The 26,012-nt window shown below is 64.5% G+C and carries 26 protein-coding genes; 14 read left to right on the plus strand and 12 right to left on the minus strand.

The window, feature by feature from the left end; all coding sequences use genetic code 11:
- Positions 1-31: 31 nt before the first annotated feature.
- The 7 genes from ACTJKX_RS27965 to ACTJKX_RS27995 all read right to left on the minus strand — a co-directional run bounded on the left by ACTJKX_RS27965 (position 32) and on the right by ACTJKX_RS27995 (position 6,804).
- Complete coding sequence (locus tag ACTJKX_RS27965) at positions 32-820, minus strand: anti-sigma factor family protein (protein ID WP_440727244.1); 789 nt, start codon at positions 818-820, stop codon at positions 32-34.
- A complete protein-coding gene (locus ACTJKX_RS27970) occupies positions 817-1,491 on the minus strand; it encodes a sigma-70 family RNA polymerase sigma factor (RefSeq protein WP_440727245.1) in 675 nt (224 codons plus the stop codon). Before ACTJKX_RS27970 ends, ACTJKX_RS27965 begins: the two co-directional genes overlap by 4 nt.
- 35 nt (positions 1,492-1,526) lie before the next feature.
- Positions 1,527-1,829 (minus strand): hypothetical protein, encoded by a 303-nt coding sequence (locus ACTJKX_RS27975; protein WP_394312570.1) that lies wholly within the window; start codon positions 1,827-1,829, stop codon positions 1,527-1,529.
- Positions 1,830-1,957: 128 nt separating this feature from the next.
- Positions 1,958-2,662: an ABC transporter ATP-binding protein gene (locus ACTJKX_RS27980; RefSeq protein ID WP_440727246.1), complete on the minus strand. Its 705-nt coding sequence runs from the start codon at positions 2,660-2,662 to the stop codon at positions 1,958-1,960.
- The gene (locus ACTJKX_RS27985) at positions 2,659-3,447 is read right to left on the minus strand and encodes an ABC transporter ATP-binding protein (RefSeq protein WP_440727247.1); all 789 of its coding nucleotides are present in this window, start codon (positions 3,445-3,447) and stop codon (positions 2,659-2,661) included. The genes ACTJKX_RS27980 and ACTJKX_RS27985 overlap by 4 nt, the downstream gene beginning before the upstream one ends.
- Positions 3,444-5,303, minus strand: coding sequence for an ABC transporter permease (locus tag ACTJKX_RS27990; RefSeq protein WP_440727248.1), 1,860 nt, complete (start codon positions 5,301-5,303; stop codon positions 3,444-3,446). Before ACTJKX_RS27990 ends, ACTJKX_RS27985 begins: the two co-directional genes overlap by 4 nt.
- A 295-nt stretch (positions 5,304-5,598) precedes the next feature.
- Complete coding sequence (locus ACTJKX_RS27995; RefSeq protein WP_440727249.1) at positions 5,599-6,804, minus strand: ABC transporter substrate-binding protein; 1,206 nt, start codon at positions 6,802-6,804, stop codon at positions 5,599-5,601.
- A 253-nt stretch (positions 6,805-7,057) separates the two neighbouring features.
- Between ACTJKX_RS27995 and ACTJKX_RS28000 the strand changes: the two genes are divergently transcribed.
- On the plus strand, positions 7,058-8,248 hold the full coding sequence (locus ACTJKX_RS28000) for a hypothetical protein (protein WP_440727250.1): 1,191 nt from the start codon (positions 7,058-7,060) through the stop codon (positions 8,246-8,248).
- On the opposite strand, the gene ACTJKX_RS28005 is transcribed toward ACTJKX_RS28000, so the two are convergent.
- The gene (locus tag ACTJKX_RS28005) at positions 8,245-9,048 is read right to left on the minus strand and encodes a helix-turn-helix domain-containing protein (protein ID WP_245314995.1); all 804 of its coding nucleotides are present in this window, start codon (positions 9,046-9,048) and stop codon (positions 8,245-8,247) included. The two genes, ACTJKX_RS28000 and ACTJKX_RS28005, sit on opposite strands and share 4 nt — an antisense overlap.
- Before the next feature lie 11 nt (positions 9,049-9,059).
- Positions 9,060-9,587 (minus strand): hypothetical protein, encoded by a 528-nt coding sequence (locus tag ACTJKX_RS28010; RefSeq protein WP_394312562.1) that lies wholly within the window; start codon positions 9,585-9,587, stop codon positions 9,060-9,062.
- A gap of 179 nt (positions 9,588-9,766) precedes the next feature.
- Here ACTJKX_RS28010 and ACTJKX_RS28015 point away from each other — a divergent pair, with 179 nt between their 5' ends.
- From ACTJKX_RS28015 to glnT, 10 genes are all read left to right on the plus strand, one after another.
- Complete coding sequence (locus tag ACTJKX_RS28015) at positions 9,767-10,060, plus strand: hypothetical protein (RefSeq protein ID WP_068296585.1); 294 nt, start codon at positions 9,767-9,769, stop codon at positions 10,058-10,060.
- A 9-nt stretch (positions 10,061-10,069) separates the two neighbouring features.
- Positions 10,070-10,468, plus strand: a complete 399-nt coding sequence (locus tag ACTJKX_RS28020) for a hypothetical protein (protein ID WP_394312560.1) — start codon at positions 10,070-10,072, stop codon at positions 10,466-10,468.
- Positions 10,469-10,478: 10 nt separating this feature from the next.
- Positions 10,479-10,661, plus strand: a complete 183-nt coding sequence (locus ACTJKX_RS28025) for a hypothetical protein (protein ID WP_068296597.1) — start codon at positions 10,479-10,481, stop codon at positions 10,659-10,661.
- On the plus strand, positions 10,658-12,079 hold the full coding sequence (locus ACTJKX_RS28030) for an APC family permease (RefSeq protein ID WP_394312558.1): 1,422 nt from the start codon (positions 10,658-10,660) through the stop codon (positions 12,077-12,079). Before ACTJKX_RS28025 ends, ACTJKX_RS28030 begins: the two co-directional genes overlap by 4 nt.
- A gap of 21 nt (positions 12,080-12,100) precedes the next feature.
- The gene (locus tag ACTJKX_RS28035) at positions 12,101-12,802 is read left to right on the plus strand and encodes a hypothetical protein (RefSeq protein ID WP_394312556.1); all 702 of its coding nucleotides are present in this window, start codon (positions 12,101-12,103) and stop codon (positions 12,800-12,802) included.
- Between the two features lie 95 nt (positions 12,803-12,897).
- The gene (locus ACTJKX_RS28040) at positions 12,898-13,179 is read left to right on the plus strand and encodes a hypothetical protein (protein WP_156771760.1); all 282 of its coding nucleotides are present in this window, start codon (positions 12,898-12,900) and stop codon (positions 13,177-13,179) included.
- A 146-nt stretch (positions 13,180-13,325) separates the two neighbouring features.
- Positions 13,326-14,222: a class II glutamine amidotransferase gene (locus ACTJKX_RS28045; RefSeq protein ID WP_311937872.1), complete on the plus strand. Its 897-nt coding sequence runs from the start codon at positions 13,326-13,328 to the stop codon at positions 14,220-14,222.
- A 3-nt stretch (positions 14,223-14,225) separates the two neighbouring features.
- Positions 14,226-14,954 carry a protein GlxC gene (locus tag ACTJKX_RS28050; RefSeq protein WP_440727251.1) on the plus strand — a complete coding sequence of 243 codons (729 nt, stop codon included), beginning with the start codon at positions 14,226-14,228 and terminating at the stop codon, positions 14,952-14,954.
- 89 nt (positions 14,955-15,043) lie between these two features.
- Positions 15,044-16,369, plus strand: a complete 1,326-nt coding sequence (locus tag ACTJKX_RS28055; RefSeq protein WP_068296611.1) for an FMN-binding glutamate synthase family protein — start codon at positions 15,044-15,046, stop codon at positions 16,367-16,369.
- Positions 16,370-16,590: 221 nt separating this feature from the next.
- Positions 16,591-17,898, plus strand: coding sequence for a type III glutamate--ammonia ligase (glnT, locus tag ACTJKX_RS28060; RefSeq protein WP_068296614.1), 1,308 nt, complete (start codon positions 16,591-16,593; stop codon positions 17,896-17,898).
- A gap of 199 nt (positions 17,899-18,097) precedes the next feature.
- Here the strand turns inward: glnT and ACTJKX_RS28065 are convergent, their stop codons facing one another.
- Positions 18,098-20,116, minus strand: coding sequence for an FUSC family protein (locus tag ACTJKX_RS28065; RefSeq protein ID WP_440727252.1), 2,019 nt, complete (start codon positions 20,114-20,116; stop codon positions 18,098-18,100).
- Positions 20,117-20,211: 95 nt separating this feature from the next.
- On the opposite strand from ACTJKX_RS28065, the gene ACTJKX_RS28070 reads away from it, so the two are divergent.
- Complete coding sequence (locus ACTJKX_RS28070) at positions 20,212-21,132, plus strand: LysR family transcriptional regulator (RefSeq protein ID WP_440727253.1); 921 nt, start codon at positions 20,212-20,214, stop codon at positions 21,130-21,132.
- Positions 21,133-21,142: 10 nt separating this feature from the next.
- Here the strand turns inward: ACTJKX_RS28070 and ACTJKX_RS28075 are convergent, their stop codons facing one another.
- Both ACTJKX_RS28075 and ACTJKX_RS28080 read right to left on the minus strand, forming a co-directional pair.
- Positions 21,143-22,093, minus strand: coding sequence for an AEC family transporter (locus ACTJKX_RS28075; RefSeq protein WP_440727254.1), 951 nt, complete (start codon positions 22,091-22,093; stop codon positions 21,143-21,145).
- A gap of 251 nt (positions 22,094-22,344) precedes the next feature.
- Positions 22,345-23,583: an acyl-CoA dehydrogenase family protein gene (locus ACTJKX_RS28080; RefSeq protein WP_367623861.1), complete on the minus strand. Its 1,239-nt coding sequence runs from the start codon at positions 23,581-23,583 to the stop codon at positions 22,345-22,347.
- Between the two features lie 227 nt (positions 23,584-23,810).
- Here ACTJKX_RS28080 and ACTJKX_RS28085 point away from each other — a divergent pair, with 227 nt between their 5' ends.
- Positions 23,811-25,235 (plus strand): LLM class flavin-dependent oxidoreductase, encoded by a 1,425-nt coding sequence (locus ACTJKX_RS28085; RefSeq protein WP_440727255.1) that lies wholly within the window; start codon positions 23,811-23,813, stop codon positions 25,233-25,235.
- Positions 25,236-25,240: 5 nt separating this feature from the next.
- Positions 25,241-26,011 carry an ABC transporter ATP-binding protein gene (locus ACTJKX_RS28090; protein WP_440727256.1) on the plus strand — a complete coding sequence of 257 codons (771 nt, stop codon included), beginning with the start codon at positions 25,241-25,243 and terminating at the stop codon, positions 26,009-26,011.
- The last annotated feature ends 1 nt before the right edge of the window (position 26,012 follow it).

Genomic DNA, 26,012 nt, shown 5'->3' on the forward strand with positions numbered 1-26,012 from the left:
CAATTGGCTTCGATGGGCCGAAATACCGGCGTCATTTCGGTGTCGCTTCGGCGAAATCCTGCTGGAATTGCTTCAGTTCCGGCTCGTTCAAATCTGAGACAGCCCAGAAATTCAGCCCTGCCTGGGTCCAGTTCAGGAGCGTATAGCCATCGCGCTCCCCGACTGGGGCAGAGGCGCCCGCGGCAGGCCAGATGAAGAGATTGATGACATGGCCGCTGCGCCGATAGATCAGCGTGGCGACGACGCGTCCCTTGAGATAGTCCACACGCCCGCCGACCAGCGGAAAGCCGCGCGCCTTGAGGTCCACCACCGGCGGCGAGAAGTCGATCTTGCCGTTGAACCAGGGCTTGACGGTGTGCTGGTCGGAGGTAGCGACGTCGGTCAGGTGATTGGCGAGCAGGGAGTGGACATGGCTGGAAATCAGCTCGTCCTCCAGCGAGGGACCTGGTTCGGGGCGCATCGTCACGAACAGCACGCAGGCCGCCAGGACGGCCAGCGAAGGCAGCAGGCTCCAGCGCGTGAAACGGTCGACGAGCAGGCGCCAGTCGAGGCCAGCGCGGGTGGAAGCCCGGGAAGCGCCGGCTTCGCGGCGCAGGGCCGCCGCCACCCGGCCATGCAAGGCTGCTGAGGCCGGCCAGCGCACGCCGTCCTGGGTGATGATCGCACGGATCGCCTCGATTTCGGCCAGCCGCGCCGTGCAATCGGGGCAACCGGCGAGATGGTCCTCCACCCGCAGGGCATTGGCAGCGTCGAGTTCGCCATCGGCATAGAGCTGCAGCAGCCGGTCCCAGTCCTGGTGCGGTGTCTCGGCCATGCTCATGCCTCTCCTCCCGGCGTTGCCTGCCGGTTCTTCCAGGCAGCAGCGAACAGGGTGCGTGCGCGGGCGAGCCGCGACATCACCGTGCCCATGGGGGCCGCAATCGTTTCGGCGATCTCCCGATAGGAAAGCTCCTCCATTTCCCTGAGGACCAGGACTTCGCGGAAGGCTTCGGGCAGGCGGTCGAGAACCGCGCGGATCTCGCTTGCTTCGGCCTGCTGCAGCAAGGCGGTTTCGGGACTCGCCTCCTCATGCGGCAGGTCGGTCCTCTCCTCCTCGCCTTCACCGGCTTCGAGCGACACTGTGCGGACGCTGCGCTGGCGTGCCTGCCACCAGGAGCGATGGCAATTGCGCACGATGGTCAGGAGCCAGGCGCGCGAGCTGCCGCCCCGATAGTCTGCAAAGCCGCGAAAGGCGCGCAGGAAAGCCTCCTGCACGATGTCCTCTGCCGTGTCGGCATCGCGGCAGAGATAACGCGCCAGATTATGCGCCGCGTCGAGATGCGGCAGCATCACGGCCTGGAACCGGGCGAGCGCGTCGGCGTTCCCTGCCGTCCTGGCGGAAGGCTGCCCGTTTGCGGCCATGGTCCAGACGCCATGGCACCATGCGGCCAGGCGTCGGATTGCCGGCAGCAGCCATGGGGTGTCGGGATTCGTGCCGGCATGCGCCGTCATGGCCGCTCGTCCTTCCCGCCCCAATCCCAGTTCGATCAATGCGTAGCCCACCGCATCGCAACCTTGCCGGTCATCGGCATGGACTGAGAAGGCATGGGCCGAGAACAGGAATAGCTGAAATCCCGGGGCTGCGCGAAGGCGAAGTTGTCGGCGATGACTTCAAACGGGCACCGAGCCCCGATCAGGGCGGGCAGGGACAGCAGGGCCAATTGCAGGACGAGCCGCGCGAGGGCAGGGCGATAGTAACGGGGGACCGCGGGCATCTCCACAAGACTCTTACGCCAGCGACGGCCGGCACCGTTCTCATCCGGTGAAGGAGGTTCGTCGGAATGGGTCATCTCGCGCTCCGGATACGGAAGGGGCTGCCGGCAGCCCATGCCGATCCAGATCGCGGCAATCGGCGTTTTATTCCCGAAGACAAAGATTTTTTTGAAGAAGAGCTTTGCGTGCTGCCGGCTTGGGCCGGCTACAACGCCAGATATTCCGTCTGCACGGCACTGTCGGCTTCCAGCGCCGCCATCGTACCGGAATAGCGGATCATGCCGCTCTCGATGACGTAGGCGCGGTCGGCGATCAGACGGGCAAAATGCAGGTTCTGCTCGGAGAGCAGGATCGACAGCCCTTCCTGCTTGAGGCGCAGGATGGCGCGGGCCATGTCCTCGACGATCTTGGGTGCGAGGCCCTCGGAAGGCTCGTCCAGCAGCACGATGGCGGGATTGCCCATCAAGGTGCGGGCGATGGTGAGCATCTGCTGCTCGCCGCCGCTCATCCGCCCGCCGAGCCGGCCCGGCATGGCGGCGAGATTGGGGAAGAGCTCGTAGAGCCGTTCCGGCGTCCAGGGCTTCAGGTTCTGGCGTGGGGGGCGGCGGCCGACTTCCAGGTTCTCCCTGACCGTCAGGTCGGTGAAGACGCGGCGATCTTCCGGTACATAGCCGATGCCGCGGCGGGCGATCTCATAGACGGGCAGGCGGATGATGTCGGCACCGTCGAGGCGGATGGCACCTCGCCGGTCGGCGACCAGCCCGATGATCGAGCGGAAGGTGGTGGATTTGCCGGCGCCGTTGCGGCCGAGCAGGGCGACGACCTCGCCCGGCCCGATCTCGAGCGAGACCTGGTGCAGGATGTGGGCTGGGCCGTAGAAACTGTCGAGGTCGGCGATTTCCAGCTTCATCGGGCAGGCTCCTGCGCGTGGATTGCGGCGGACGCGAAGACCGTGCCGTCGCCGAGATAGACGGCGCGCACCTGCGGGTCGTTGCGCACGGTGTCGGCATCGCCGGCGGCGATCAGGCGGCCGCGATCGAGCACGAGGAGCCTGTCGGCATGCTCGAACACCACGTCCATGTCATGCTCGGTGAACAGGATGCCGATGCCGCGCTGGCGAGCGATGCCGGCCGCCAGGGCCATCATGGCGATGCGCGCGCCCGGCGCCATGCCGGCTGTCGGCTCGTCCATCAAGAGGAGGCGTGGCTCATTGGAGAGCGCCACTGCCAGTTCCAGCCGCTTGAGATCGCCATAGGCGAGCTCGCCGCAGGGATGATCGGCCAGGGCGCCGATGCCGACGAGGTCGAGCAGGGCCTGGGCTTCCTTCCGCTTGTAGCGGTCGAGGCGGGCAAAGCGGCGCCAGATGATGCCGTCATGGCTTGCCAGGGCGACCTGGAGGTTCTCGATCACCCGCATCGAGGCGAAGGTGGCGGTGATCTGGAAGGTGCGCCCGACGCCGAGGCGGCAGATCGCGGCGGGCCGCATGCCGGCCGTCTCGCGGCCGAACAGGCGGATGGAGCCGCGATCGGGCTTGATCTGGCCGTGGATCATGTTGAAGCAGGTGCTCTTGCCGGCGCCGTTGGGGCCGATCAGCGCCACCATCTCGCCGGCTGCGACGGTGAGCGAAACGTCCTTCACCGCCTCGACGCCGCCATAGGTCTTGGCGAGCCCCTGGACCTCCAGCAGCACCGTCATGGCCGGTTCTCCTTGGTCCGTGAGAGATTTCGAGACGGCAGGAGATCGCGCAGGCCCGCCAGTCCGCGCGGCAGCACCACCACGACTGCGATGATGAACAGGCCGATGGCAAGCTTGGAATAATCGGTCGCGCTCATCAGCCAGATCGACAGGGTCTTGAACACGCCGGCGCCGAGCACGGCGCCGGAGACACGGCCCATGCCGCCGAGCAGCACCATCACCAGCCCGTCCACCGAGGTCGTGACGCCGAAGGCATCGGGAAACACGCTACCCTTGAGGAAGGCGAACAGAGCGCCGGAAACGCCGGCCAGCAGGCCCGCCAGCACGAAAGCGGCCCATTGCACCGGCGCCTTGGCGATGCCGACCGCCTCGGCACGCAGGTCGGAATCGCGCACGGCCCGCAGCATGAAGCCGAAGGGGGCGAAGGTGGCGAGCCTGAGCAGGCCGACCCCCAGCATGGCCAGAACCAAGGTCAACTCGTAGAAGGCCCAGGGCTTGGCAGCCCATTTCGCCGGCCATACGCTCAAGATGCCATTGTCGCCGCCGGTGAAGTCGACCCATTGCGAGGCGATCGACCAGCAGATCTGCGCGAAGGCGAGGCTGAGCATGGCGAGATACACGCCCGAAAGCCGAACGGCGAAGCCGGCGAACAGCACGGCTCCTGCCAGCGCGAGCAGGGGCGCGGCCAGCAGCACGGCTTCCATTGGCCAGCCCAGCATCGTCGTCAGCAGAGCGGCGCCATAGCTGCCCAGGCCGAAAAAGGCGGCATGGCCGAAGGAGACGAGGCCGCCGACCGAAACCAGGAACTGCAGACTGGCCGCAAAGAGCACGAAGATCAGGATCTCGCTGCCCACCGACAGCACATAGGGGCTGGCGCCGAGCGGAAGCAATGCGGCAAGGGCGATGGCTGCGGCTATGAGCAGCCGTCCGGACGTTCGCATGGGCTGCCAGGGCTGTGTCGTGAGGCCCAAGGCCGAGCGCTGCGGGCTCGTCGGCTTGCCGAACAGGCCCCAGGGCCTGACCACCAGCACCACCGCCATCACCAGGAAGATTAGCACGATGGAAATCTTGGGAAAGGCGAGGATGCCGAAGGCGTTGAGCTCGGAGATCAGGATGGCGGCGACGAGCGCGCCCACGATGGAGCCGAGCCCGCCGGTGACCACGATGATGAAGGCCTCGACGATGATGGCGAGGTCCATCTGGTGGGTGACGGCGTCGCGCGGGATCTGCAGGGCCCCGCCGAGCGCGGCGAGGCCGACGCCCAGCATGAACACGCCGGTGAACAGCCATTTCTGGTTGACGCCGAGGGCGGCGACCATGTCGCGGTCCTGCGTGGCGGCCCGCACCAGGATGCCCCAGCGGGTGCGGTTGAGCAGCAGCCAGATCAGGCCGAGCACCAAAGGTGACATGGCGATGAGGAAGAGGTCATAGGCGGGGATCGCCTTGCCGGCGATCTCGACCGCGCCCTTCAAGCCCGGCGCGCGTGGCCCCAGCAGGTCGTCGGCGCCGAAGACGATCACCACGAGGTCCTGTACCACCAGGGTGACGCCGAAGGTGGCGAGCAGTTGGAACAGTTCCGGCGCCCGATAGATCCGTCGAAGCAGCGTCATCTCCAGCAGGCCGCCCATGACCGCCACGATCGCTACGGCGGCCGGCAGAGCCAGCCAGAAGCCGAGCGGACCGGACCAGGCATTGGCAAGCGTGCAGGCGACATAGGCGCCCAGCATGTAGAAGGCGCCATGGGCGAAATTGACGATGCGGGTCACGCCGAAGATCAGCGACAGGCCCGATGCGACCAGGAACAGGGAGGCAGCCCCGGCAAGGCCGCTCAGGAATTGGGCGATGATGGTTCCCACGAAGACCTCAAATTGGGGAGCGTCGGAGATCAGGTGGCTTGTCTGATCGGTGGTGCAGCCCCTCACCCATACCCTCTCCCCGTAAGGACTGGGCGAGGGGGGCGCAGGCGTTGCGATTGATCCTTTGATCGCTCCTCGCGCCCGATGGTCGGGCGAGATTGGATGCTTTCAGTTCGAGACGCCGGTCGGAGTCCCCCTCGCCCCGCCACTTGCGGGGAGAGGGTAGGGGGAGGGGCCCCGCGGCGTTTTGGGCTTCTTGGGCGCTTGTTCCGCCCTTCCCGGCCTGGCCTGCCCTTCACGGCGCCGGCCGCATGCCCTTTACCGCGGCGTCATCCGGCAGATAGTCCTTGCCGTCGCGATAGACGAAATCGGTCATCACGCCATTGCCGTCCGCGACCCCCGTCTTGCCGACGAAGGCGCCCATGGTGGATTGATGGTCGATGGCGCGGAAGCTGATCGGCCCGAAAGGGGTGTCCAGCGGCAGGCCCTCGGCCGCCTTGATCAGCGCGGCGGTATCCGTCGAACCGGCCTTGGCGAGGATCGCGGCGGCAGCCTTCATGGTGACGTAGCCGACGATCGAACCAAGACGCGGATAATCGTTGTACTTGGCCTGGTAGGCCTTGAGAAAGGCCTCGTGCGCCGGGGTTTTCACCGCATTCCAGGGATAGCCGGTGACGATCCAGCCCGTCGGCGCCTCGTCCTTGAGGGGGGCGAGATATTCGGGCTCGCCGGTGAGGAAGCTCACCACGGCCCGATCCTTGAACAGGCCCCGGGTCGAGCCCTCGCGCACGAACTTCACCAGATCGCCGCCGAAGGTGACGTTGAGGATGGCGTCAGGCTTGGTGGCGATGAGGGCCTCCACCACCGGGCCGGCATCGATCTTGCCCTGGGTCGGCCATTGCTCGCCCACCCATTTCACGTCGGGGCGCTTGGCGCTGAGGATCTGCTTGAACACGGCGACGGCTGACTGGCCATATTCGTAGTTGGGTGCCACCGTGGCCCAGTTCTTGGCCGGCAGCTTGGCGGCTTCCTCCGCCAGCATCGCCGCTTGCATGTAGTTGGAGGGGCGCAGGCGGAAGGTCTGGGCATTGCCTTTCGACCAGGTGATGGCGTCCGTCAGCGGCTCGGCTGCCAGGAACATCACGTCCTTCTGCTTGGCGAAGTCGGAGACGGCCAGACCGACATTGGAGAAGAAGGTGCCCATCAGCATGACGGCGCCGTCGCTCGAGGTGAGCTCGTTGGCGGCGGTGATGGCGCTGGCGGGCTTGCCGCCATCATCCTTGGAGATCACTTCGAGCGGCTTGCCGTTGACGCCGCCGGCGGCGTTGATCTCCTCCAGCGCGAGCTGCCAGCCCTTGCGGTAGGGCTCGGTGAAGGCGGGAAGGCCGGAATAGGAATTGATCTCGCCGATCTTGATGCTGTCGGCCGCAAGGGAAGGAAGGGCCGTGAACAAGGTTACGGCGACGGTGCCCGCGAGGGCCAGTCGAGACAAGATCCGCATTCAGGGTCTCCGCTCTGGATGTTGGAGGCTTTATGATTCTTGGACTGTGTCGGCTCGCGTCCTCCCGGTCCAGCCTCATGGCTGCTGGGAGAGGGCGCAAACCGCCGCAGGCAGGCTGAAACGGCGGAAAATCGTTCGTATGCAAACGAGTTTCCGCCGAGGACAGCGGCGCTGTCAAGCGTCCTTCTCATGGGAGTTGAGCTCGACGGGAAAAAGGGCAAGGCTGATCCCAGCTATTACAGGGAGAACCTGAATGGATCGGCGGCGATTGGCACCTCAAATGTCCGGGAGTTCAATAGCGACATTCGCCGTGGTCTTCTTGGTCTACGCTCTGGGACCCTGGATCCCTTTGCCAGGTCTCGATGCTGAAAAACTGGCCTCCATGACGTCATTTTCACTCGACCCCTCAATGGCCAGATTCTCCATTTTTTCTCTCGGCCTTATGCCGCTGTTCACGGTTTTGGCTCACGCCGAAATCGCCAAGCTGTTATTTCCACGGCTGGCGCGATGGCAGGAGGCCTCCTGCCGCAATGCAAGTCGATGGAACGATGTACTGCGTATTTCAACGCTCGTTCTGACCGCGATGCAGGGATACGGCATTATGGTTGGCCTGCGGGCCGTGGGAGTGGTCGACGATACCGACGCAATCGCGGTTCCGGTGGGCCTTGCAACCTTCGTCGGCAGCACGGCCTTGCTGATGTGGTTGGTCGATCGTCTCCGATTGCCGGGGCTGGGCAACGGCTTCTGGTTCCTTTGGTTGACGCCCCTTGTTGGGGCACTTCCGGCAACGTTTCTTCAGCAGGTCGACCTTATCCGAACCGGAGGAATGGCACCCTCCATGATGCTGTTCGGTCTGGTCTATGCCTTGGTGGCAGCCCTGTTGGCCGTTACAGCAACGTTGATCGTGATCCAAGCGCCCAAGACGGATGAAGCGTCCCAAGCCAGGCAAAAGAATCGAGCGGAAACGCAAAGGATACTGGCAGCGGTGATCTGGCCGCCGTTTCTCGCCAGCATAGCCGCCGGATATTTGATCCTCCTCTACCCGCTGGTCTGGCCGGCGCAGGGAGGAGATTTGTCAGGAGCGATCGCCGTCAGTCATATCGTCGCGACGGCTCTGCTCCTTCCTTTGTTCAGCTACCTCTATGGGCGCCAGCGCACGGACATCCATGGTGCTGTCTCCGATGCGCGTGATGATGAAAGCACAAGGCTGCTCTTTCGTTACGGCCTGGCGGGGCTTCTCCAATCCGCACTTTGCGCCGGCATCGGGCTCCTTGTCTGGATATATCCTGTTTTCGGCTCTTGGAGTGGCGCACAATTGATCGCAGTCGTGGCCGTGACGATGTCGCTTGCGTCCTGTTGGAGATCCGGATTGGGATCGCCGCCACCGGGGGCTGTCGTGCCGGTCGCACTGCGCACCACTGGCTCGGCGCCCAGCGCCGGTTAGACCTCATCCTTCGCATAGGAGATGATCGACAGGAAGCGGATCGGCAATTGGCGCATCTCGTCCGGGCCGTGCGGGGCATCGGCGTCGAAGAACAGGCTGTCGCCGGGCGTGAGGTGGTAGAGCTTGTCGGCGTGGCGGTAGACCACCTCGCCCTCCAGCATGTAGATGAATTCGAGGCCCGAATGCTGGAACAGCGGGAAGACGTCCGATTCTTCCGTCAGCGTGATGACATAGGGTTCGACCACCACGCGGCCGGTATTGCCGGCATTGTGGCCGAGCAGGCGATATTGATGGCCGGCGCGCGTGCCGCGCCGCTCGATCAGGAGGCCTTCGCCGGCCTTGACGAACACCGCCTCGCGCCGTTCCTCGAAGCGCCGGAAGAAGGCGGTCACCGGCACGCCGAGGGCGCGCGACAGGGTCTGCAGCGTGGTGAGCGAGGGCGAGGTCACGCCATTCTCGATCTTGGAGAGCATGCCGAGCGACAGGCCCGTCGCGGCGGCCAGGTCGGCGACGGTGATGCCGAGCTTGTTGCGGAAGGAGCGAACCTCGCGTCCGATCGCCACTTCCAGAATATTGTCGCGGGCGCCGCCGAGCGCATGCGGGTCCTGGCCCGGAAAGGCGGAGGCGGGCGGCAGTTCGCGGGTGGGAAAGGCATCCGAGAACAGGCCTTCGCCATCGTCCGGATCGATTGGATCGGCATAACGGGGGCCCAATGTCGGGGCAATGACCGTCTGGCCTCCACGCCCGGCGGTGGGCGTCGGCACTGTCCTGACAGCCGGTGTAACCACCCGCTTCGTCATGCTCGTTCCTTTCACGTCCCTGCAGAGAGCATGGCGCGTTCGGCGCTTCCTCCCCGCTCATTCCCATTTGCCTCGCAGCCGGACGTTCTGAATTCCAAGACCGCGGCCGGCTTCAGAAAAAACACGCTCTCTCGTAACGAGAGGAGAGTCGTTCCCGCTCGTATGAAGGCAACCCTGTTGCGGCTGCCCAGCTGTGCGACAGCCAACTCCTCGGCTGCATTGGGCTGACGCTTGAAAAAATATCGTGCGACCCACCGAGCGACAAGCTGGATGCCGCTCGTTATCCCGCCAATATGGCGACCACAGGCCGGGATTCCAGACAAGAAGCTGCGATTTTTGAAGGGAGAGGCGATCGAAGGGCATTTTTCGCCCGGCAGCGCCGCGTCCCCGGCCAGCCGCGCAGGATCGATGGGCGAATCGCCGCCCGCCTTCCGGCATCGTCTGCGCACGCGCAAACTGCAGTGGACCCTCATGCCCGCCTCCTGCTCCCGGTGATCTTGCTGCGGGTCTTCCTGAAGTGCAAGAAATTTTCCGAGCATTAAACGTTCAGAAAAATGGCGTGAATCTGCCAAAGAATGTCGCGAATGCGAAGTTTCTTGTCAGACAAGCGCTTGACAGGGGCCGCGCAACGGGCGCAGACTTTCCTGGCATAAAAACAAATTGCCTCTCAGTAACAAAAGCGAACCCGCCAGAGGCGATATTCGGGGAGGAAATATCAATGACACCGGGATCGGAAGATCCGCGGATCGAGGTGATGTATCGCCGCGACCGCGCCTGGGCTTTCGGCGCCATCGGCGCCCTCTGGCTCATCCTGCTTTTCGTCTTCTTCAAGATAGCGCCCGACAGCGGCTCGACGGGCATCACCATTGCCCTGCTCATCGCCGGGGGCCTGGTGCTGCTGTTCAATACGGCCGCGATCATCGCGCTGCTGCGCCACTATCACGAGGACAAGCTGCATCTCTACGGGCTCGACCTCCACTACATCGATGAAATGAAGAAGAGCAAGCGGTGAGGAGCTGACATGGCCAAGACACCTTCAGGCAAGACACCCTATCAGCCGCCCGAACAATCGGCGCTCGGCCAGGTCATCGATTCCATCGTGCTACTCGCCCTAGTGATCGCCAGCCTGTTCGCGCCCATTGCCCTTGGGCTTGCCGGGGGGGGCAAGGTGGATCTGACCTTTTCGGACAAGAGCTGGACCGGCATGGGACAATCGTCGTTTGCCCAGTCGCTGTGGGAAAAGCTCGGCTATACCGCCGAAACGGCAGCGCCGATCATCGCCTCGCGCTTCGATTATTCCTTCTCGCTGCTGGCCTTCCTGCTCACTGCGGCGATCATCGTGATCTATTTCGGCTTCCTGATCTACTTCTCGGAAAAGGAATACCGGGATGTGATCGCCGAGCGCTTCGGCGACAAGTGAGGGCGATGCCGTGAATACATTTCATCTTCTCGAATATGCGGCCTGGGCGATCTCGATCCTGATCGGCGCCTGGATGCTCTACGACCTCATCAAGACCAACGCCACCTATTCGGAGGACATGCTGATGTCTTCCCGTGAGGGTGAAATCGAAGATGAGCTGATCATCGACCCAACGCATAGAGGTGCAAAATGAGCGAGATCACCTCCAATGCGGGGGCTCCGGCGCATGTCCAGCAGACCGTTATCCATGGCGAGAAGATCTCGCTGCTGCGCGTGCTCGGCCCCGCCCATGTCTGGGCGCTCGGGGTCGGCATCGTGCTGGTCGGCGAGTTCATGGGCTGGAACTTCGCCGTCGGCAAGGGCGGGGCGCTCGCGGCCCTGATCGCGTGCTGGACGGCGGGCCTGCTCTATACCTGCGTGGCCATGATCGATTCCGAGGTGACCTCGACCGTCGCCGCGGCCGGTGGCCAATATGCCCAGGCCAAGCACATCGTCGGCCCGTTGATGGCCTTCAATGTCGGCCTCTATCTGGTGATGGCCTACACCATGCTCGAAGCGGCCAATGCGATCACTGCTGGCTATCTGATCCAGACGGTGGGCGGCATGGCCGGTTTCGATGCGGTGCATGACAAGCCCTTCATCGTGCTCACCATCATGGGCCTGGCCCTGCTGAACTATCGCGGCGTCTATGCCACGCTCACCTTCAACCTGGTGATCACCGCCATCGCCTTCCTCGCCATCGTCTTCCTGTTCGTCGGCGCCAAGCCCTGGTCGGAGGACCTGCTCAAGCCTGCCGAATTGCTGACGGGCCTGCCTTATGGCTGGCTCGGCGTGGTTGCTTCGCTGCATTTCGGCCTGTGGTTCTATCTCGGCATCGAGGGCACCTGCCAGGCGGCCGAGGAGGTGCGTTCGCCCGCGCGCTCGCTGCCGTTCGGCACCATGCTCGGCATGATCACCCTACTGATCGCCGCCGCCATGACCTGGTATGTCTGCGTCAGCCTGATGCCCTGGGAATATCTCGGCCAGGCCACCACGCCCTTGTTCGACGCGGCCCGCATGACCGGCTCGACCGGGCTGATGGTCCTGTTGTTCGTGGGCACCATCTTCGCCACGCTGGCTTCGGCCAATGGCTGCATCAACGATGCCTCGCGTGCCTGGTTCTCGATGGGGCGTGATCGCTACATGCCGGCCTGGTTCGGCGCCGTGCATCCGAAATACCGCACGCCCTTCCGGTCGATCTTCTTCCTGGTGCCGATCGCCCTGATCTTCGCCCTGGGAGCGCCGCTCGACCAGGTGGTGACCTTCTCGATCCTGTCGGGCCTGCTCGGCTACTCCTACATGACGTTCAACGTGATGATGTTCCGCTGGAAATGGCCGGTGGGCAGCATCAAGCGCGGCTATGTGCATCCCCTGCATCCGCTGCCGGCGATCGTGCTGTTCCTGCTGTGCTCGACCGCCTATTTCGCGGTGTTCCTGGGCTATGGCACCCAGCTCATCGCCATGATGGTGTTCTATATCGTGGTCTCGATGTGGTTTGCCTTCCACCGCTACAAATATGTGCGGCGCGGCGACCAGTTCACCATGCCCTGGCCTCGGCCCAGGGGATATTGAGGCGATGAGGAGGCGGCCAGCATGACCTTGTTCGCATTTCTCGCAGTCCTGGCGGCGGGCTTTGCCGGCCTGGGCTGGCTGTTGAATCGCGAGAGGTCGGCGCTTTGGCGCCGGCGGAGGGCCCTGCTGGCCGATTGCCACCCGCTGTTCGAGCGGGTGGAGCAGGCGGATGGCGTCGGGGGATTTCCCCGGTTGTCCGGTGAGATCGCCGGCCGTCGCGTCATCGTCGAATTGATGCCCGATACGATGACGCTGCGGCGCTTGCCGCAGCTTTGGCTTTCACTGACGGTCATGACGCCGCTGCCGGGGGGAGCTGCCTTCGGCGTGTTGGCGCGCCCTTCCGGCAGCGAGTTCTACGCCCGCACGCCCGATTTGCCGGCGCGTCTCGAGCCGCCCGCCAGCCTGCCCGAGGACGTGATGGTACGAGGCCGGCGGCGCGGTGCAGCCTTCCTGGCCCAGGCGGAGCGGGCGATCGCAGACCTGATGGCCGACCCCAGGGTCAAGGAAGTGCTGGTGATGCCGGCCGGCCTGAGGGTGATCTTTCAGGCCGCCGAAGGGCAACGAGGCCAGCATCTGCTGCTGCGCCAATGCGATTTCGGCGACGCAGGTTTCGATCCCGCTTTGTTCATGCGGCTTTATGACGGCCTGGAGGAGATCGCCCGCAGGCTGTCGCCCGCACCGATGCCAGCGCAGTTGGCGCAGACGCGCGGCCAGCGGGCCTAGAGGCTGTTATGAATGGACGTCTGGATTGCTTCGCCGCTCCCGCAATGGCGATTGAACCAGAATCGCAACGCATGAATCACCGTCAGGAGGGCGCCATGGCCGCAGCCATGCTCGCGAAACCCTTTCATCCATATCTCATTCTCGCCCTCGCCGTTGCGCTTCCAGGGGTCGGCCATGTCGCTCTCGGCCGCCAGATGCGCGGGTTGGGATTTGCGTTCTTCACGCTCCTATTCGCCTTTCTGAGTTGGCATTTGTCGACACCGGAGACGTCTCCGATCGGCCGCATGGCGGGAGGCCTGTTCGTCTGGGCGCTTTCGATCCCGGATGCCTACCGGGTGGCGCGCCTGCGCTGGGAACGCTGGCGCCAGCAGGCCTGAGAGCTTCAGTTTTTGGCTGTTTCCTGTGAGGAAAATCCGTTTCCAAAAAAATATTCCTCACAGGAAAAAAATGTTCAGGTGGATATTGCTGGCGCCTCAGGAAATTGCTAGCCTCCCTGAAATCAATCGCATGAGGGACCCGTGCTATGTGTGGCATTGTCGGCCTGTTTCTAAAGGATAAGAGCCTGGAGCCCCAATTGGGTACGCTCCTGTCGGGTATGCTCGCCACCATGTGCGACCGCGGCCCGGACTCGGCCGGGTTCGCGATCTATGGCGCGCCGCAAGCCGGCAAGGCCAAGATCACCGTCCAGTCGGCCGATCCAGCCAAGGATTTCGAGGGCCTCGCTGCCCTGGTCGAAAAGGCCGTGGGTGCCAAGGTCTCCATCTCGCCGAAGGACACCCACGCCGTTCTCGTCCTCGATGCCGACAAGGCCGAGGCGGCTCGCCAGGCCATCAAGGCGGAGCGCCCTTCCATCCGCATCATGGGCGCGGGTGAAGCGATCGAGATCTACAAGGAAGTGGGCTACCCCACCGAGGTCGCCAAGCGCTTCGGTCTCGCCGAGATGACGGGCAGCCATGGCATTGGCCATACCCGCATGGCGACGGAATCGGCGGTAACCACGCTCGGCGCCCATCCCTTCTCGACCGGCGCCGACGAGTGCCTCGTACACAATGGCTCGCTGTCGAACCACAACAATCTGCGCCGCGAGCTCAAGCATGACGGCATGAGCTTCGAGACCGAGAACGACTCCGAGGTCGCGGCCGCCTATTTGACCTGGCGCATGAATCAGGGCCTCAATCTCGGCGAGGCCATGGAGAAGGGTCTCGACGATCTCGACGGCTTCTTCACCTTCGTGGTCGGCACCAAGGACGGCTTCGGGGTCGTGCGCGATCCTGTCGCGTGCAAGCCGGCCGTGCTCGCCGAGACCGATCAATATGTCGCCTTCGGGTCCGAATATCGCGCTCTGGTCAACCTGCCCGGCATCGAGGATGCCAAGGTGTGGGAGCCCGAGCCCGCCACCGTCTATTTCTGGGAGCGCTGAGGCATGGATCAACTTGCGAAGAAAGTCGCGAGCGTGAGCACGGACGTTGAAAAAATCGATCTGGCCAAGACGCCGCTGCGCGAGCTCAACCAGGCCCTGCACGCCCTCAAGGCCGGCACCAACGCCACGTCCTGGGAGGTGAGCAATCCCAAGGGCTCGCATGCCCTGGCCGTGGGTGTCGACGCGCCCGTGCGCATCGATGTCAAGGGCAGTGTCGGCTATTACTGTGCCGGCATGAACAAGGAAGCCACTGTCGTCGTGCACGGCTCCGCCGGTCCGGGCGTGGCCGAGAACATGATGTCGGGCGAAGTTCGCATCAAGGGCGATGCCAGCCAATATGCCGGCGCCACCGGCAAGGGCGGTATCCTGGTGATCGAAGGCAACGCCTCTTCGCGCTGCGGCATCTCGATGAAGGGCATCGACATCGTGGTGAAGGGCAATATCGGCCACATGTCCGCCTTCATGGCGCAGTCGGGCAATCTGGTGGTCTGCGGCGATGCCGGCGATGCCCTGGGCGACTCGATCTACGAAGCCCGTTTGTTCGTGCGCGGCAAGGTGAAGAGCCTGGGGGCCGACTGCATCGAGAAGGAGATGCGTCCCGAGCATCTGGAAATCCTCGGTGGGCTGCTGGCCAAGGCCGGCTTCACCGACGTCAAGCCCGAGGAGTTCAAGCGCTACGGCTCGGCCCGTACGCTCTACAACTTCAACATCGACAATGCGGATGCCTATTGACCTGGGATCGCGGGCTTTCGGCCTGCTCTTCCCGCTGCATCGACTGTTTCAAGAGCAGGCTGTAGGCCTGCGATCCCAGGATTGACCTCATGAGCTATCACAATCCGCCGACCGTTCCGCGCAAGTCCGCGACCTTCGACGATTACACCCTGTCCGAGATCCGCCGCGCCGCCACCACCGGCATCTATGACATCCGCGGCGGCGGCGCCAAGCGCAAGGTCCCGCATTTCGACGACCTGCTCTTCCTCGGCGCCTCGATCTCGCGCTATCCGCTGGAAGGCTATCGCGAGCGCTGCGCCACCAATGTCGTGCTCGGTTCGCGCTTCGCCAAGAAGCCGATCGAACTGAAGATCCCGATCACTGTCGCCGGCATGAGCTTCGGCTCGCTGTCGGGCCGGGCCAAGGAAGCCCTCGGGCGCGGTGCCTCGCTGGCAGGCACCTCGACCACCACCGGCGACGGCGGCATGACGCCGGAAGAGCGCGGCCAGTCCAAGACCCTGGTCTACCAATATCTGCCTTCGCGCTACGGCATGAATCCGGATGATCTGCGCAAGGCCGACGCCATCGAGGTCGTGGTCGGCCAGGGCGCCAAGCCCGGCGGCGGCGGCATGCTGCTCGGCCAGAAGATCTCCGACCGCGTCGCCCAGATGCGCACGCTGCCCAAGGGCATCGACCAGCGCTCCGCCTGCCGCCATCCCGACTGGACCGGGCCGGACGATCTCGAGATCAAGATCCTGGAGCTGCGCGAAATCACCGATTGGGAAAAGCCGATCTATGTGAAGGTCGGCGGCGCCAGGCCCTATTACGACGTGGCGCTGGCGGTGAAGGCCGGTGCCGACGTGGTGGTGCTCGACGGCATGCAGGGCGGCACGGCCGCCACCCAGGAAGTCTTCATCGAGAATGTCGGTCAGCCCACCCTTGCCTGTATCCGTCCCGCCGTGCAGGCGCTGCAGGATCTCAACATGCATCGCAAGGTGCAGTTGATCGTCTCCGGCGGTATCCGCAACGGGGCCGATGTCGCCAAGGCCCTGGCGCTCGGCGCGGATGCGGTTTCCGTTGGTTCGGCCGCCCTGATCGCCCTCGGCGACAATGATCCCGCGCTTGAGGACGAATACCGCAAGCTCGGCACCACTGCCGGCGCCTATGACGATTGGCACGAGGGCAAGGACCCTGCCGGCATCACCACCCAGGATCCCGAGCTGATGGAAAGGCTCGATCCGGTCAAGGCTGGCCGTCGCCTGGCCAACTATCTCAAGGTGATGACGCTGGAGGCCCAGACCATCGCCCGTGCCTGCGGCAAGAACCACGTGCATAATCTCGAGCCGGAAGATCTGTGCGCCCTCACCATCGAGGCTGCGGCCATGGCCCGCGTACCGCTGGCCGGTACGAGCTGGATTCCCGGGCAGGGTTTCTGACATCATGAAAGGGCGCTCGCCAGCAGGCGGGCGCCCTTTGCGTACTGCCATCCCCAGGTGAAATTCGGTTCTCCGGACGTCGGATTTCGCAGTGGGCTTCAAAGAGCCGAGTAGGCCTTCCGATCCCCCGGGATAGGAAGGTATCAGGGCCGAAGCCAGCGGGAATGACAGAATACCTTATAAATCAAAACGATAGACATCCCGAACCAGGAACTTTGACCATGACCCAGGATCTGGCGACGCTCGCTAGGGAAAAAGGCATTCGCTATTTTATGATTTCCTATACGGACCTGTTCGGTGCCCAGCGTGCCAAGCTGGTTCCGGCAGCAGCGATCGCCGACATGCAGAAGGACGGTGCCGGTTTCGCCGGCTTTGCCACCTTTCTGGACCTGACACCGGCCCATCCCGATCTTTTCGGCCTGCCCGATCCCAGCGCGGTGATCCAGCTGCCCTGGAAGAAGGAGGTTGCCTGGGTCCCCGCCGATTGCGTCATGGAAGACAAGCATGTCGGCCAAGCGCCGCGCGTGGTGCTCAAGAACGTCATGGCCAATGCGGCCAAGGAAGGGCTCTATGTGAAGACCGGCGTCGAGGCCGAGTTCTTCCTGATCGATGCCGACGGCACCGCCATCTCCGATGCCATGGATTGCGCCGCCAAGCCCTGCTACGACCAGCAGGCCCTGATGCGCCGCTATGATGTCATCGCCGAGATCTGCGACTACATGCTGGAACTGGGCTGGGGCCCCTACCAGAACGACCACGAGGACGCCAACGGCCAGTTCGAGATGAACTGGAACTTCGACGACTGCCTCATCACGGCCGATCGGCACTCCTTCTTCAAGTTCATGGTGCGCTCAGTCGCCGAGAAGCACGGCCTGCGCGCCACCTTCATGCCCAAGCCCTTCATGGGGCTGACCGGCTCGGGCTGCCATGCCCATATCTCGGTGTGGGACGAGACCGGCAAGGTCAACATGTTCTACGACAACAAGGACGAGATGGGCCTGTCGCGGCAGGGCTATCACTTCCTCGGCGGCATCATGAAGCATGCCGAAAGCCTGTCGGCGATCACCAATCCCACGGTGAACTCCTACAAGCGCATCAACGCCCCCCGCACCATCTCGGGCGCGACCTGGGCCCCGAATTCGGTGACCTGGACCGGCAACAACCGCACCCACATGGTGCGCGTGCCCGGCAAGGGCCGCTTCGAGCTGCGCCTGCCCGACGGCGCCGCCAACCCCTATCTGATGCAGGCCGTGATCGTCGCCGCCGGCCTCGACGGCATCCATTCCAAGGCCGATCCCGGCAAGCGCTACGACATCGACATGTATCAGATGGGCCATACTGTGACGGACGCGCCCAAGCTGCCGCTGAACCTGCTCGATGCCCTGCGCAACTTCGACGCGGACGAGTCACTGAAGGCCGCTTTGGGCAATGACTTTTCGGCTGCCTATCTCAAGCTCAAGCGTCAGGAATGGAACAGCTACGCCAGCCATCTGACCCAGTGGGAACGTGACCACACGCTCGACATCTGATCGATGCGGACAGGCCAGAAAGATCAAGGGGCGCCGGAGCCATCCGGCGCCTTTCTTTTTGGAATCGCCCACAGAGGCTTGTGCTGCCCCTCACCCTTACCCTCGCCCCGCTCCTTGCGGGGAGAGGGTAAGGGTGAGGGGCGGTGCCACCGCATAAGCCCATGGCGGTGCCACCACCGCCCTCTTCCGAACGGTGTTCTCACCCCTGCAGAAACGCGGCCTGTTCCGTGGCTTCGCGCGCGATTTCCTGCAGCAGCACCCCGGCCCGATACAGCTCGCGCGAGGTGTGGTTGTCCGCCCGCCGGGCCTGCCGAAGCAAACGCGCTGCTGCCTGCCGGGCAGCCCGGGCCAGGGCCTGTGGATCGGCTGAAGCCAGACGGCGCAGTACGGCGCGAATTGGTCGCATGGCGGCCTTCTGGGTCTTAGCCAGACTGTCGAGGTCCATGGCGGCCGCGCCGATGGTCAGCGCCGCCAGCATGCCGGCCATGTCCCGATCCATCACGGCGGCGGGCAGGGCTTTTTCAGCGGCAAGCTGCCGGCCGAAGCGGTCCGCGGTCCGGCTGAACCATTCCACCGAGGTCCAGATCCCCGGGGTGCTGCCGATCAAGGCGAGATCGCGCCGTATGGCCCGGTGCAGGCGGCGTCGCGTCGCCTGGACATTCGGTGGGAACAGCAAGGCGAAGGCGAGCGTGCCGCAGGCGATGCCGGCCAGCAGCGTCAGGCTGCCATTGAAGAAGCCGGCAGCCTCGGTGCGCACGTCGTTGCTCGGCCCCACTAGGTCCCAGAAGAAGATGGCAAAGCTCGCGGCGGGGGCCGCGGTGCGTGGATGGCGCATGGCGATCCCGGCAGGAAGCATGAACAGGCTGATCACGACGGCGAGCAGAGGGAAGCCGGAGATCATCGGGATCAGCGCGAAATTGCAGATGGCGCTCGCGGCAAAGGCCCAGCCGGTGCCTTTCAGGAAACCGAGGCCGGCGGCGACGGGATTGTCCCGCGTGGCGAACAGGGCGCAGACCACGCTGACGATGGTGACGAAGCCCGAGCCCGTCGGCGCTGCCGTCAGGATCCAGGCGGCGGAGGCCAGCAGGACGGCAGCGACGGCGCGGATGCCGTTATGCAGCGCGGCCGTTAAGTCGATGTGGAAGGCGAAGTCTAGGCGCGAGGGCGGTGGCGCTGGCCGCGCCAGGAGAGCCTGGCGCATCAAGGCCGTCTGCAGGGAAGAGAGCAGCGCGTCGAGCCGGTCATGCAGGAACGACCGCTGGTTCCCGTGTTCGCCATGGTCACCAGGGCAGGCCGCATCCAGGCGCTCACGCAAGGCGACGATTGTCGCCTGCTCGTTGGTGTTGCCATTGGCGACAGCTTGCAGCACTCCCGCGCTCTCGGCCAGCAACGCATCTTCCCCGCTGTCCCGTCGGGCCAGATAGTCGCGCAGGCTGTGCGCGGCGGCGAGTTGGGCCAGGGTTGCGCTCGCGGCGGCGCGGACATGTCCGAGGGCGCCGCGCGCGACGGTGGAGGCGGACGCGGCATATTCGGCCGTGGTGTCCAGGGCGAGGGCCTTGGCGAACAGGCGCTGCAGCGCCGGGGTCGCTGCCGCCTCTCCGCCGAGGGCACGGGCGCAGATGCCGGCGGCTTGCCGGATATAGGCGCCCAGGCCAGCGCGGACGTCGTCCAGGGGGCGGGAGGGGGCAAGGATGGCGCTCAGCGTTGCCTCCACCCCGATACCGAGCAGGATATAGATGAGACGCGCCTCGGCGACGTCGAAGATCTGCGAGGGATTGGCCGCCGCATCCAGGGTGATGATCGCCGCGGTATAGCCGGCGAGCACGGCGCCATAGGCCCGGAAATTCCGCAGCGCCGTGGCGACGCCGGTGCACAGCCCGATCCAGATAGCGAGGGCGCACAGAAGCAATTCCGGCGCCTGGGCGAACAAGGCCGTGAGGGTGACGGCGATACCCGTTCCCGCGAAGGTGCCGAGAACGCGATAGCGCGCCTTCGACAGCGTCATGCCACGGCTGCCCTGGGCGACGATCCAAACCGTCATCGCCGCCCATTTCGGGCTGTCCAGATTGATCAGGAAGGCGATGTAGAGCGCGATCAGCGAGGCAGCCGTCGTCCGCAGCGCAAAAGCGATGCCGCTCCAGCCGGTACCGGGCGGTGCCTGGGTCAGCCGGGTCCAGAAGGGCATCGGCCCATGTGCGGACGTGGACAGGGCGGTCATGCAGGCGCTTATAGCGTGGCAACAGGAATGGAATAACTATGGCTATTTGGCAAAAACTATTGCTAAATATGGAATAGTTTTCACGGAGCGTGCGATTGCACAATCTCCAGAGCCTTTGGATCTTCCTGCGCGTGGTCGAAAGGGGTGGTTTCACCGCCGCGGCGAGCCAGCTCGGCCTGCCGCTGAGCACGGTGAGCCGGCGTGTCACGGCGCTCGAGGAGGATCTCGGCGTGCGCCTGCTCAACCGGACGACGAGGCGCGTGTCGCTCACCGAAGCCGGGCGCGATTTTTACGAACGCTGCAGCCTCGCCGAGGAGATCCTGGAGGAAGCCGATCTGTCGGTCCGCGCCTTGAGGACAGAGCCGGAGGGCACGCTGCGCCTCCTGGTTCCCTATGCCCTCGGCCTGATCGCGCTGGAACCGGCTCTGGAGGAGTTCCGCCGCCGCTATCCCAGGATCAGGCTGGCGCTGACCTTCGACAACCATCCGCTCGATCTGGTGGAGCATGGCTTCGACGTGGCGTTGCGGACGGGCGTGCTGCCCGATTCCAGCTATGTGGCCCGGCGCCTGGGGCGATCGCGGGCGCGCCTGCTTGCGAGCCCCTCTTATCTCGAGCGCGCCGGGCGCCCCGCCTCGCCGCAGGAGCTTTCCAATCATGCCGTGCTGGCGCATGGGCCGGGAGAGTTCCTGACCACCTGGCGGCTGAGAAGCAAGGCCGGGGCCGAAATCGAGGTCGCCGTCCGCCCGATCCTGATGTCGAACGAATCCGACACCATCATCCGCCAGATGCTCAAGGGAGCCGGCATTGCCCTGGTGTCCACCCGGCTGATGGCCAACCGGGCCGGAGACCAGCCCTTCGAGATCGTCCTGCCGGACTGGCACCGGGCCGAGGATGCCGAGGTCTGGGCGCTCTACTCCAAGCGCGCCACGCGTGATCGCAAGATCCAGGCCTTCGTGGAATTCGCGGCCGAGATCTTCGCGCCCTGGACGCGGGATCCGGACGAAGAGGCGGTCTGAAGGACACCCCTCAGCCCAGCAGCATGGTGGCGATCTCGAGCCAGAAAGCGGTCGTCACCACGGAAAAGGCGGTGGCGATGGTGATCTGGTTGGAAGCCAGGGATTGCTCCGTCTTGAGCTGGATCGCGATCAGATAGGAGTTCACGCCCGACGGCAGGCTCGCTGCGGCCACGGCCACCTTGGCCGGGAAAGGCGGCAGGCCGAACAGCCAGGCGGCGGCGAGGGCGACGGCCGGCATCAGCAGCAGTTTCAGGCCGGACAGGAGCAGAGCCGGCTTGAGATTGCCTGTCAGCCCGAACTTCTTCAGGCCGAGGCCCATGGCGAACAGGGCGATCGGCCCGGCCACGTCGGCGAGGGCGTCGACGAAGCGATTGGCGATAGCAGGCAGGGCAATGCCGCTTGCCCGCCAGGCGAGGCCGGCAAAGATGCCGATGATCAGGGGATTGGTGAGCAGCCTGCGCAGGAAGTCGTGAATGACAGCCAGGGGATGCAGCGGCTCCTGGCGCCGTGGCCCGAACCAGTGGAACAGCAGGATCGAGGCCATCAGCATGGTGGGCAGATGCACCGAGATGATCAGCGACAGGATTTCGAAGCCTTCATTGCCGAAGACGCCGAGCATGAAGGGAATGCCGAGCAGCACCAGATTGGAGAAGGCGGAAGAGACCCCGCCGATCACACCGGCCTGGCCGTCACGCTGGAACAGGCGGGTGATCGCCAGGTGGCCGGCGATCCAGGCCACGATGACGGCGGTGAAATAGGTGGCCCATAACTGCCAGGGCGCCGAGCCGTGGAAACTGGAGGTGACCATGGTGCGGAACAGCAGCAGCGGCAGGGCCACGCGGACGGCGAAATCTGAAAGGGCGTCGCCGGTCGCTGCCTTGAGATAGCCGCTTGCCCCCGCGCTATAGCCGAGCGCGACCAGGCCGAAGACGAACAGCACGGTTTCGACCAGAGGTGACATCGGCTCCTTGGGGCATTCGGGCGGCGGCACGGTACCGCTTCTTCTTGCTCCAAGATCTCGCAATGACAGGTGATTCCGTCAAATGGCGGGCGGAGAGGGTTGGCGTCTCGATTGATCGAGTAAAGCGAAGAAATCCTTCCCCGAAACCGGGGAAGGATGTCTGCGCTCTTTCCAGAGGGCTCAAGCAATGTGTCTATGCCGGCCCTGGTGAGTAAAGTGAGGTGGCACCTGTTTGGGGTATCTTCGCCCCTTCACACCTGCCCGATGCGCCATTGATAGGGCGGCGGCGTGCCGTTGACGGCGAAGTCCCCGATGATGCGATCCTTGTAGATGCGGGGATTGTGCGAGGAGAGGGTACGCGCATTGCGCCAGTGGCGGTCGAGGGCGGCGGAGCGCTGCGTGGCGGAGGCGCCGAGGGCGTCGAACACGATGGTGGAAGCTTCGAGGATCAGGGTGGTGACCACGGTCTGGGCCTGCGCCACCTCGAGCTCGGCGACGGCATTGGCCGCTTCCTCCGCCGCGGCGTCGCCGGCAAAGCGGGTGTCGAAGGCGTGCTGTACGGCTTCGGCGGCCTTGAGGACGATGGCACTGGCGCAATAGGCTGCGCCGCGGATCCGGCCGACCACCTGCAGGACCTGGGCATCCTCGCTGGGGCGCGGGGAGGGGGCGTTGGAATAGCTGCGGCGGCGGGCCTTCACCGCCTTGGCGACGTCGTCGCTGGCGGCGCGCCCGATGCCGGCGAGCGTTGCCAGATGCACCAGCTGGTAGAAGGCGGCCGAATATTTGAAGCGGTCGTCATCGATGACGACATCGGCGGGGTCGACAGGCGTATCGGTAAAGGTGGTGGTGCCGCTGGCGGTGAGGATCTGGCCGAAGCCGTCCCAGTCGTCGATCACGTCGACGCCCGGTGCATGGCGGGCGACCGTCGCCGAAAGCGACTGGCCCTCCTCGCCGCTGGCGCCGATGTCGATCCAGTCGGCGAAGAGGGAACCGGTCGTGTAATATTTGGCGCCCGTGACGGAGGCGGCCTTGCCGTCCCCAAGCTTCACGATGGTGGAGAAGGCGGCCTGCCTTGCTTCACCGATCTCCGTCCAGGCGCTGCCGGTGATCTCGCCCCGGGAGAGGCGCGGCAGCCAACGGTCGCGGCGATCCTGCGCGCGGGCATTGACGATGTCCTCGGCGAAACCGAAATGGGCGCGCAGGGCCTGCGTGACGTTGGAATCGGCGTGGGACAATTCGATCAGGAGGGCGAAGAGCTGCGGCAGGCTGGCACCGAAGCCGCCGTCCTTTTCCGGCACGCGCAAGGCGCCGAAGCGGGCATCCTTGAGCCAGCCGATCGGCTCATGCGGCAAGGTGCGATTGAGCTCCCGTTCGACGGCACCCGCGCGGATGCGATCGAAGACGGGGCGGAAGGTGGCGGCGAGGTCGTTGTAATTATGTCCCGGCCCGCTGCCCCAGCCTGCCGCCACTGTCGATGCCTTCTGTGTCATCTATCTGATTCTCTTGGGTTTTATCGAGTGACTCGACGCCTGGACGACGGCCTTTCCGGCCCGCAGCGGCGTCGATTCCATTCATTTTGTATATATTCTCTATAAAAATACTAGACATTTAGTTTGCGGAACGTTTTCATAGGAACAGTCCGACGCGGTAGCCGGGTGCGGCCTCGCCGCTGTTTCAGAGCCGCGGTACCGACGCTGTTTCAGATGTGGAGATTGGAATGCCCCGCCAAATACGCTTCAACGCCTTCGATATGAATTGCGTGGGCCATCAATCGCCGGGCCTGTGGGCGCATCCACGCGACAAATCGTGGAAATACAAGGATCTCGACTACTGGCAGGATTTGGCGCGGACGCTAGAGAAGGGCATCTTCGACGGCATCTTCATCGCCGATGTCATCGGCTATTACGACGTCTACAAGGGCTCCAACTACCACGCCATCCAGCAGGCCGCGCAGATCCCGGTCAACGATCCGCTGCAGCTGGCGGCGCCGATCGCGCTGGCCACGGAGCATCTGGGTATCGGCATCACCGCATCGACCTCCTTCGAGCATCCCTATACCTTCGCCCGGCGCCTCGCCACGGCGGATCATCACTCCAAGGGCCGCGTTGGCTGGAACATCGTCACCTCCTATCTGGAGAGCGGCGCCAAGAACATCAGCCAGGGCGGCCTGCGCCAGCACAACAACCGCTACGAAGTCGCCAGCGAATATGTCGAGGTGCTCTACAAGCTCCTGGAAGGTTCCTGGGAGGAAGGGGCGGTGCGTCGCGACCGCGAGAACCGCATCTTCACCGATCCCGACAAGGTCCATGAGATCGGCCACAAGGGCAAATATTTCGAGGTGCCCGGCTACCAGCTCACCGAGCCCTCGCCGCAGCGCACGCCGGTGCTCTACCAGGCCGGTGCCTCCGGGCCGGGCAAGGCCTTTGCCGCCGGTCACGCCGAATGTGTCTTCGTAGCGGCGCCGACCAAGTCGCTGCTGAAGGCCTATGTCGCCGATATCCGCCGCCAGGCCGCCGCTGCCGGCCGCGATCCGCGCAAGATCCTGATCTACAACCTCACCACGGTGATCGTCGACGAGACCGAAGCCAAGGCGCAGGCCAAGTTCAAGGACTATCAGTCCTATACCTCCTATGACGGCTCGCTGGTCTTCCTCTCCGGCTGGAGCGGCATCGATTTCGGCCAGTATGCGCCCAGCGATCCGATCAAGAAGGTCGAGACCAATGCCATCATCTCGGTGGTCGAGCATTTCGCCGGCGAGGACAAGACCTGGACCATGGAAGAACTGGCACGCTGGGGCGGCATTGGCGGCCTCGGCCCGGTTTTCGTCGGTTCGGCCTCTCATATCGCCGACACACTGCAGGAATGGGTCGAGGAGACCGATGTCGACGGCTTCAACCTGGCTTATGCGGTAACGCCCGAGAGCTTCGAGGACGCCGTCGGCTATCTCGTGCCGGAATTGCAGAAGCGCGGGGCCTATCCCACCGCCTACAAGCCGGGAACGCTGCGCGAAAAACTGTTCGGCGAAGGCCCGTATCTGCCGGCGAGCCATCCCGCCCACGCCTATCGCGACATCGAGGCGGTGAAGCGCCGCGAGGCTGACGAGCGCGAGGCCGGTGTCTCGCGCCTCGCCGCCGGACGGTGATGCCGATGCCGGCGCCTCTCCTGCAGCTTCACGACGTCTCCTTGTCCTTCAAGGGCGTCAGCGCCTTGAGCCGGCTGAGCTTTTCGGTCGAGCAGGGGGAGATTTGCGCGCTGATCGGACCCAACGGCGCCGGCAAGAGCTCCCTTCTCAATGTGATCAATGGCGTCTACCGGGCCGACGACGGTGATGTCGTCTTCGACGGCGCCAGGTTCGAGGCGATCCATCCCTACAAGGCAGCCCATCTCGGCATCGGCAGGACCTTCCAGCACAACGCCCTCTTCGACAGGTTGAGCGTCGTCGAGAACGTCAAGGCGGGGTTGGCGCGCTGGGGCCGCGCCACCTTCCTGGAGAACATCTTCCGGGTGGGGCGGGATGCCGCGGAACGCTGGCGCTTCGAAGCACGCACGCATGAGATCCTCGGCTTTCTCGGCCTGGAGCGCCATGCCGACACGATCGTGTCCACGCTGCCCTATGGCCTGCAGAAACGCGTCGACCTCGCTCGTGCATTGGCGGCCTGGCCGAAACTGCTGCTCCTGGACGAGCCCATGGCCGGCATGAACCAGGAGGAAAAGCAGGCGATGAGCCGCCTCATCGCCGATGTGAACGGCAAGCTGGGCACCACCATCGTGCTGATCGAACACGATATCGGCATCGTGATGGGGCTCGCCCACCACGTCGTCGTGCTCGATTACGGCCGCAAGGTCGGCGACGGCACGCCCGATGCAGTGCGCGAGAATCCCGATGTCATCGCCGCCTATCTCGGCACGGTTCACTGAG

Source organism: Labrys sp. 22185 (assembly GCF_052045555.1).
In the GTDB taxonomy this organism is placed as follows: Bacteria; Pseudomonadota; Alphaproteobacteria; order Rhizobiales; family Labraceae; genus Labrys; species Labrys neptuniae.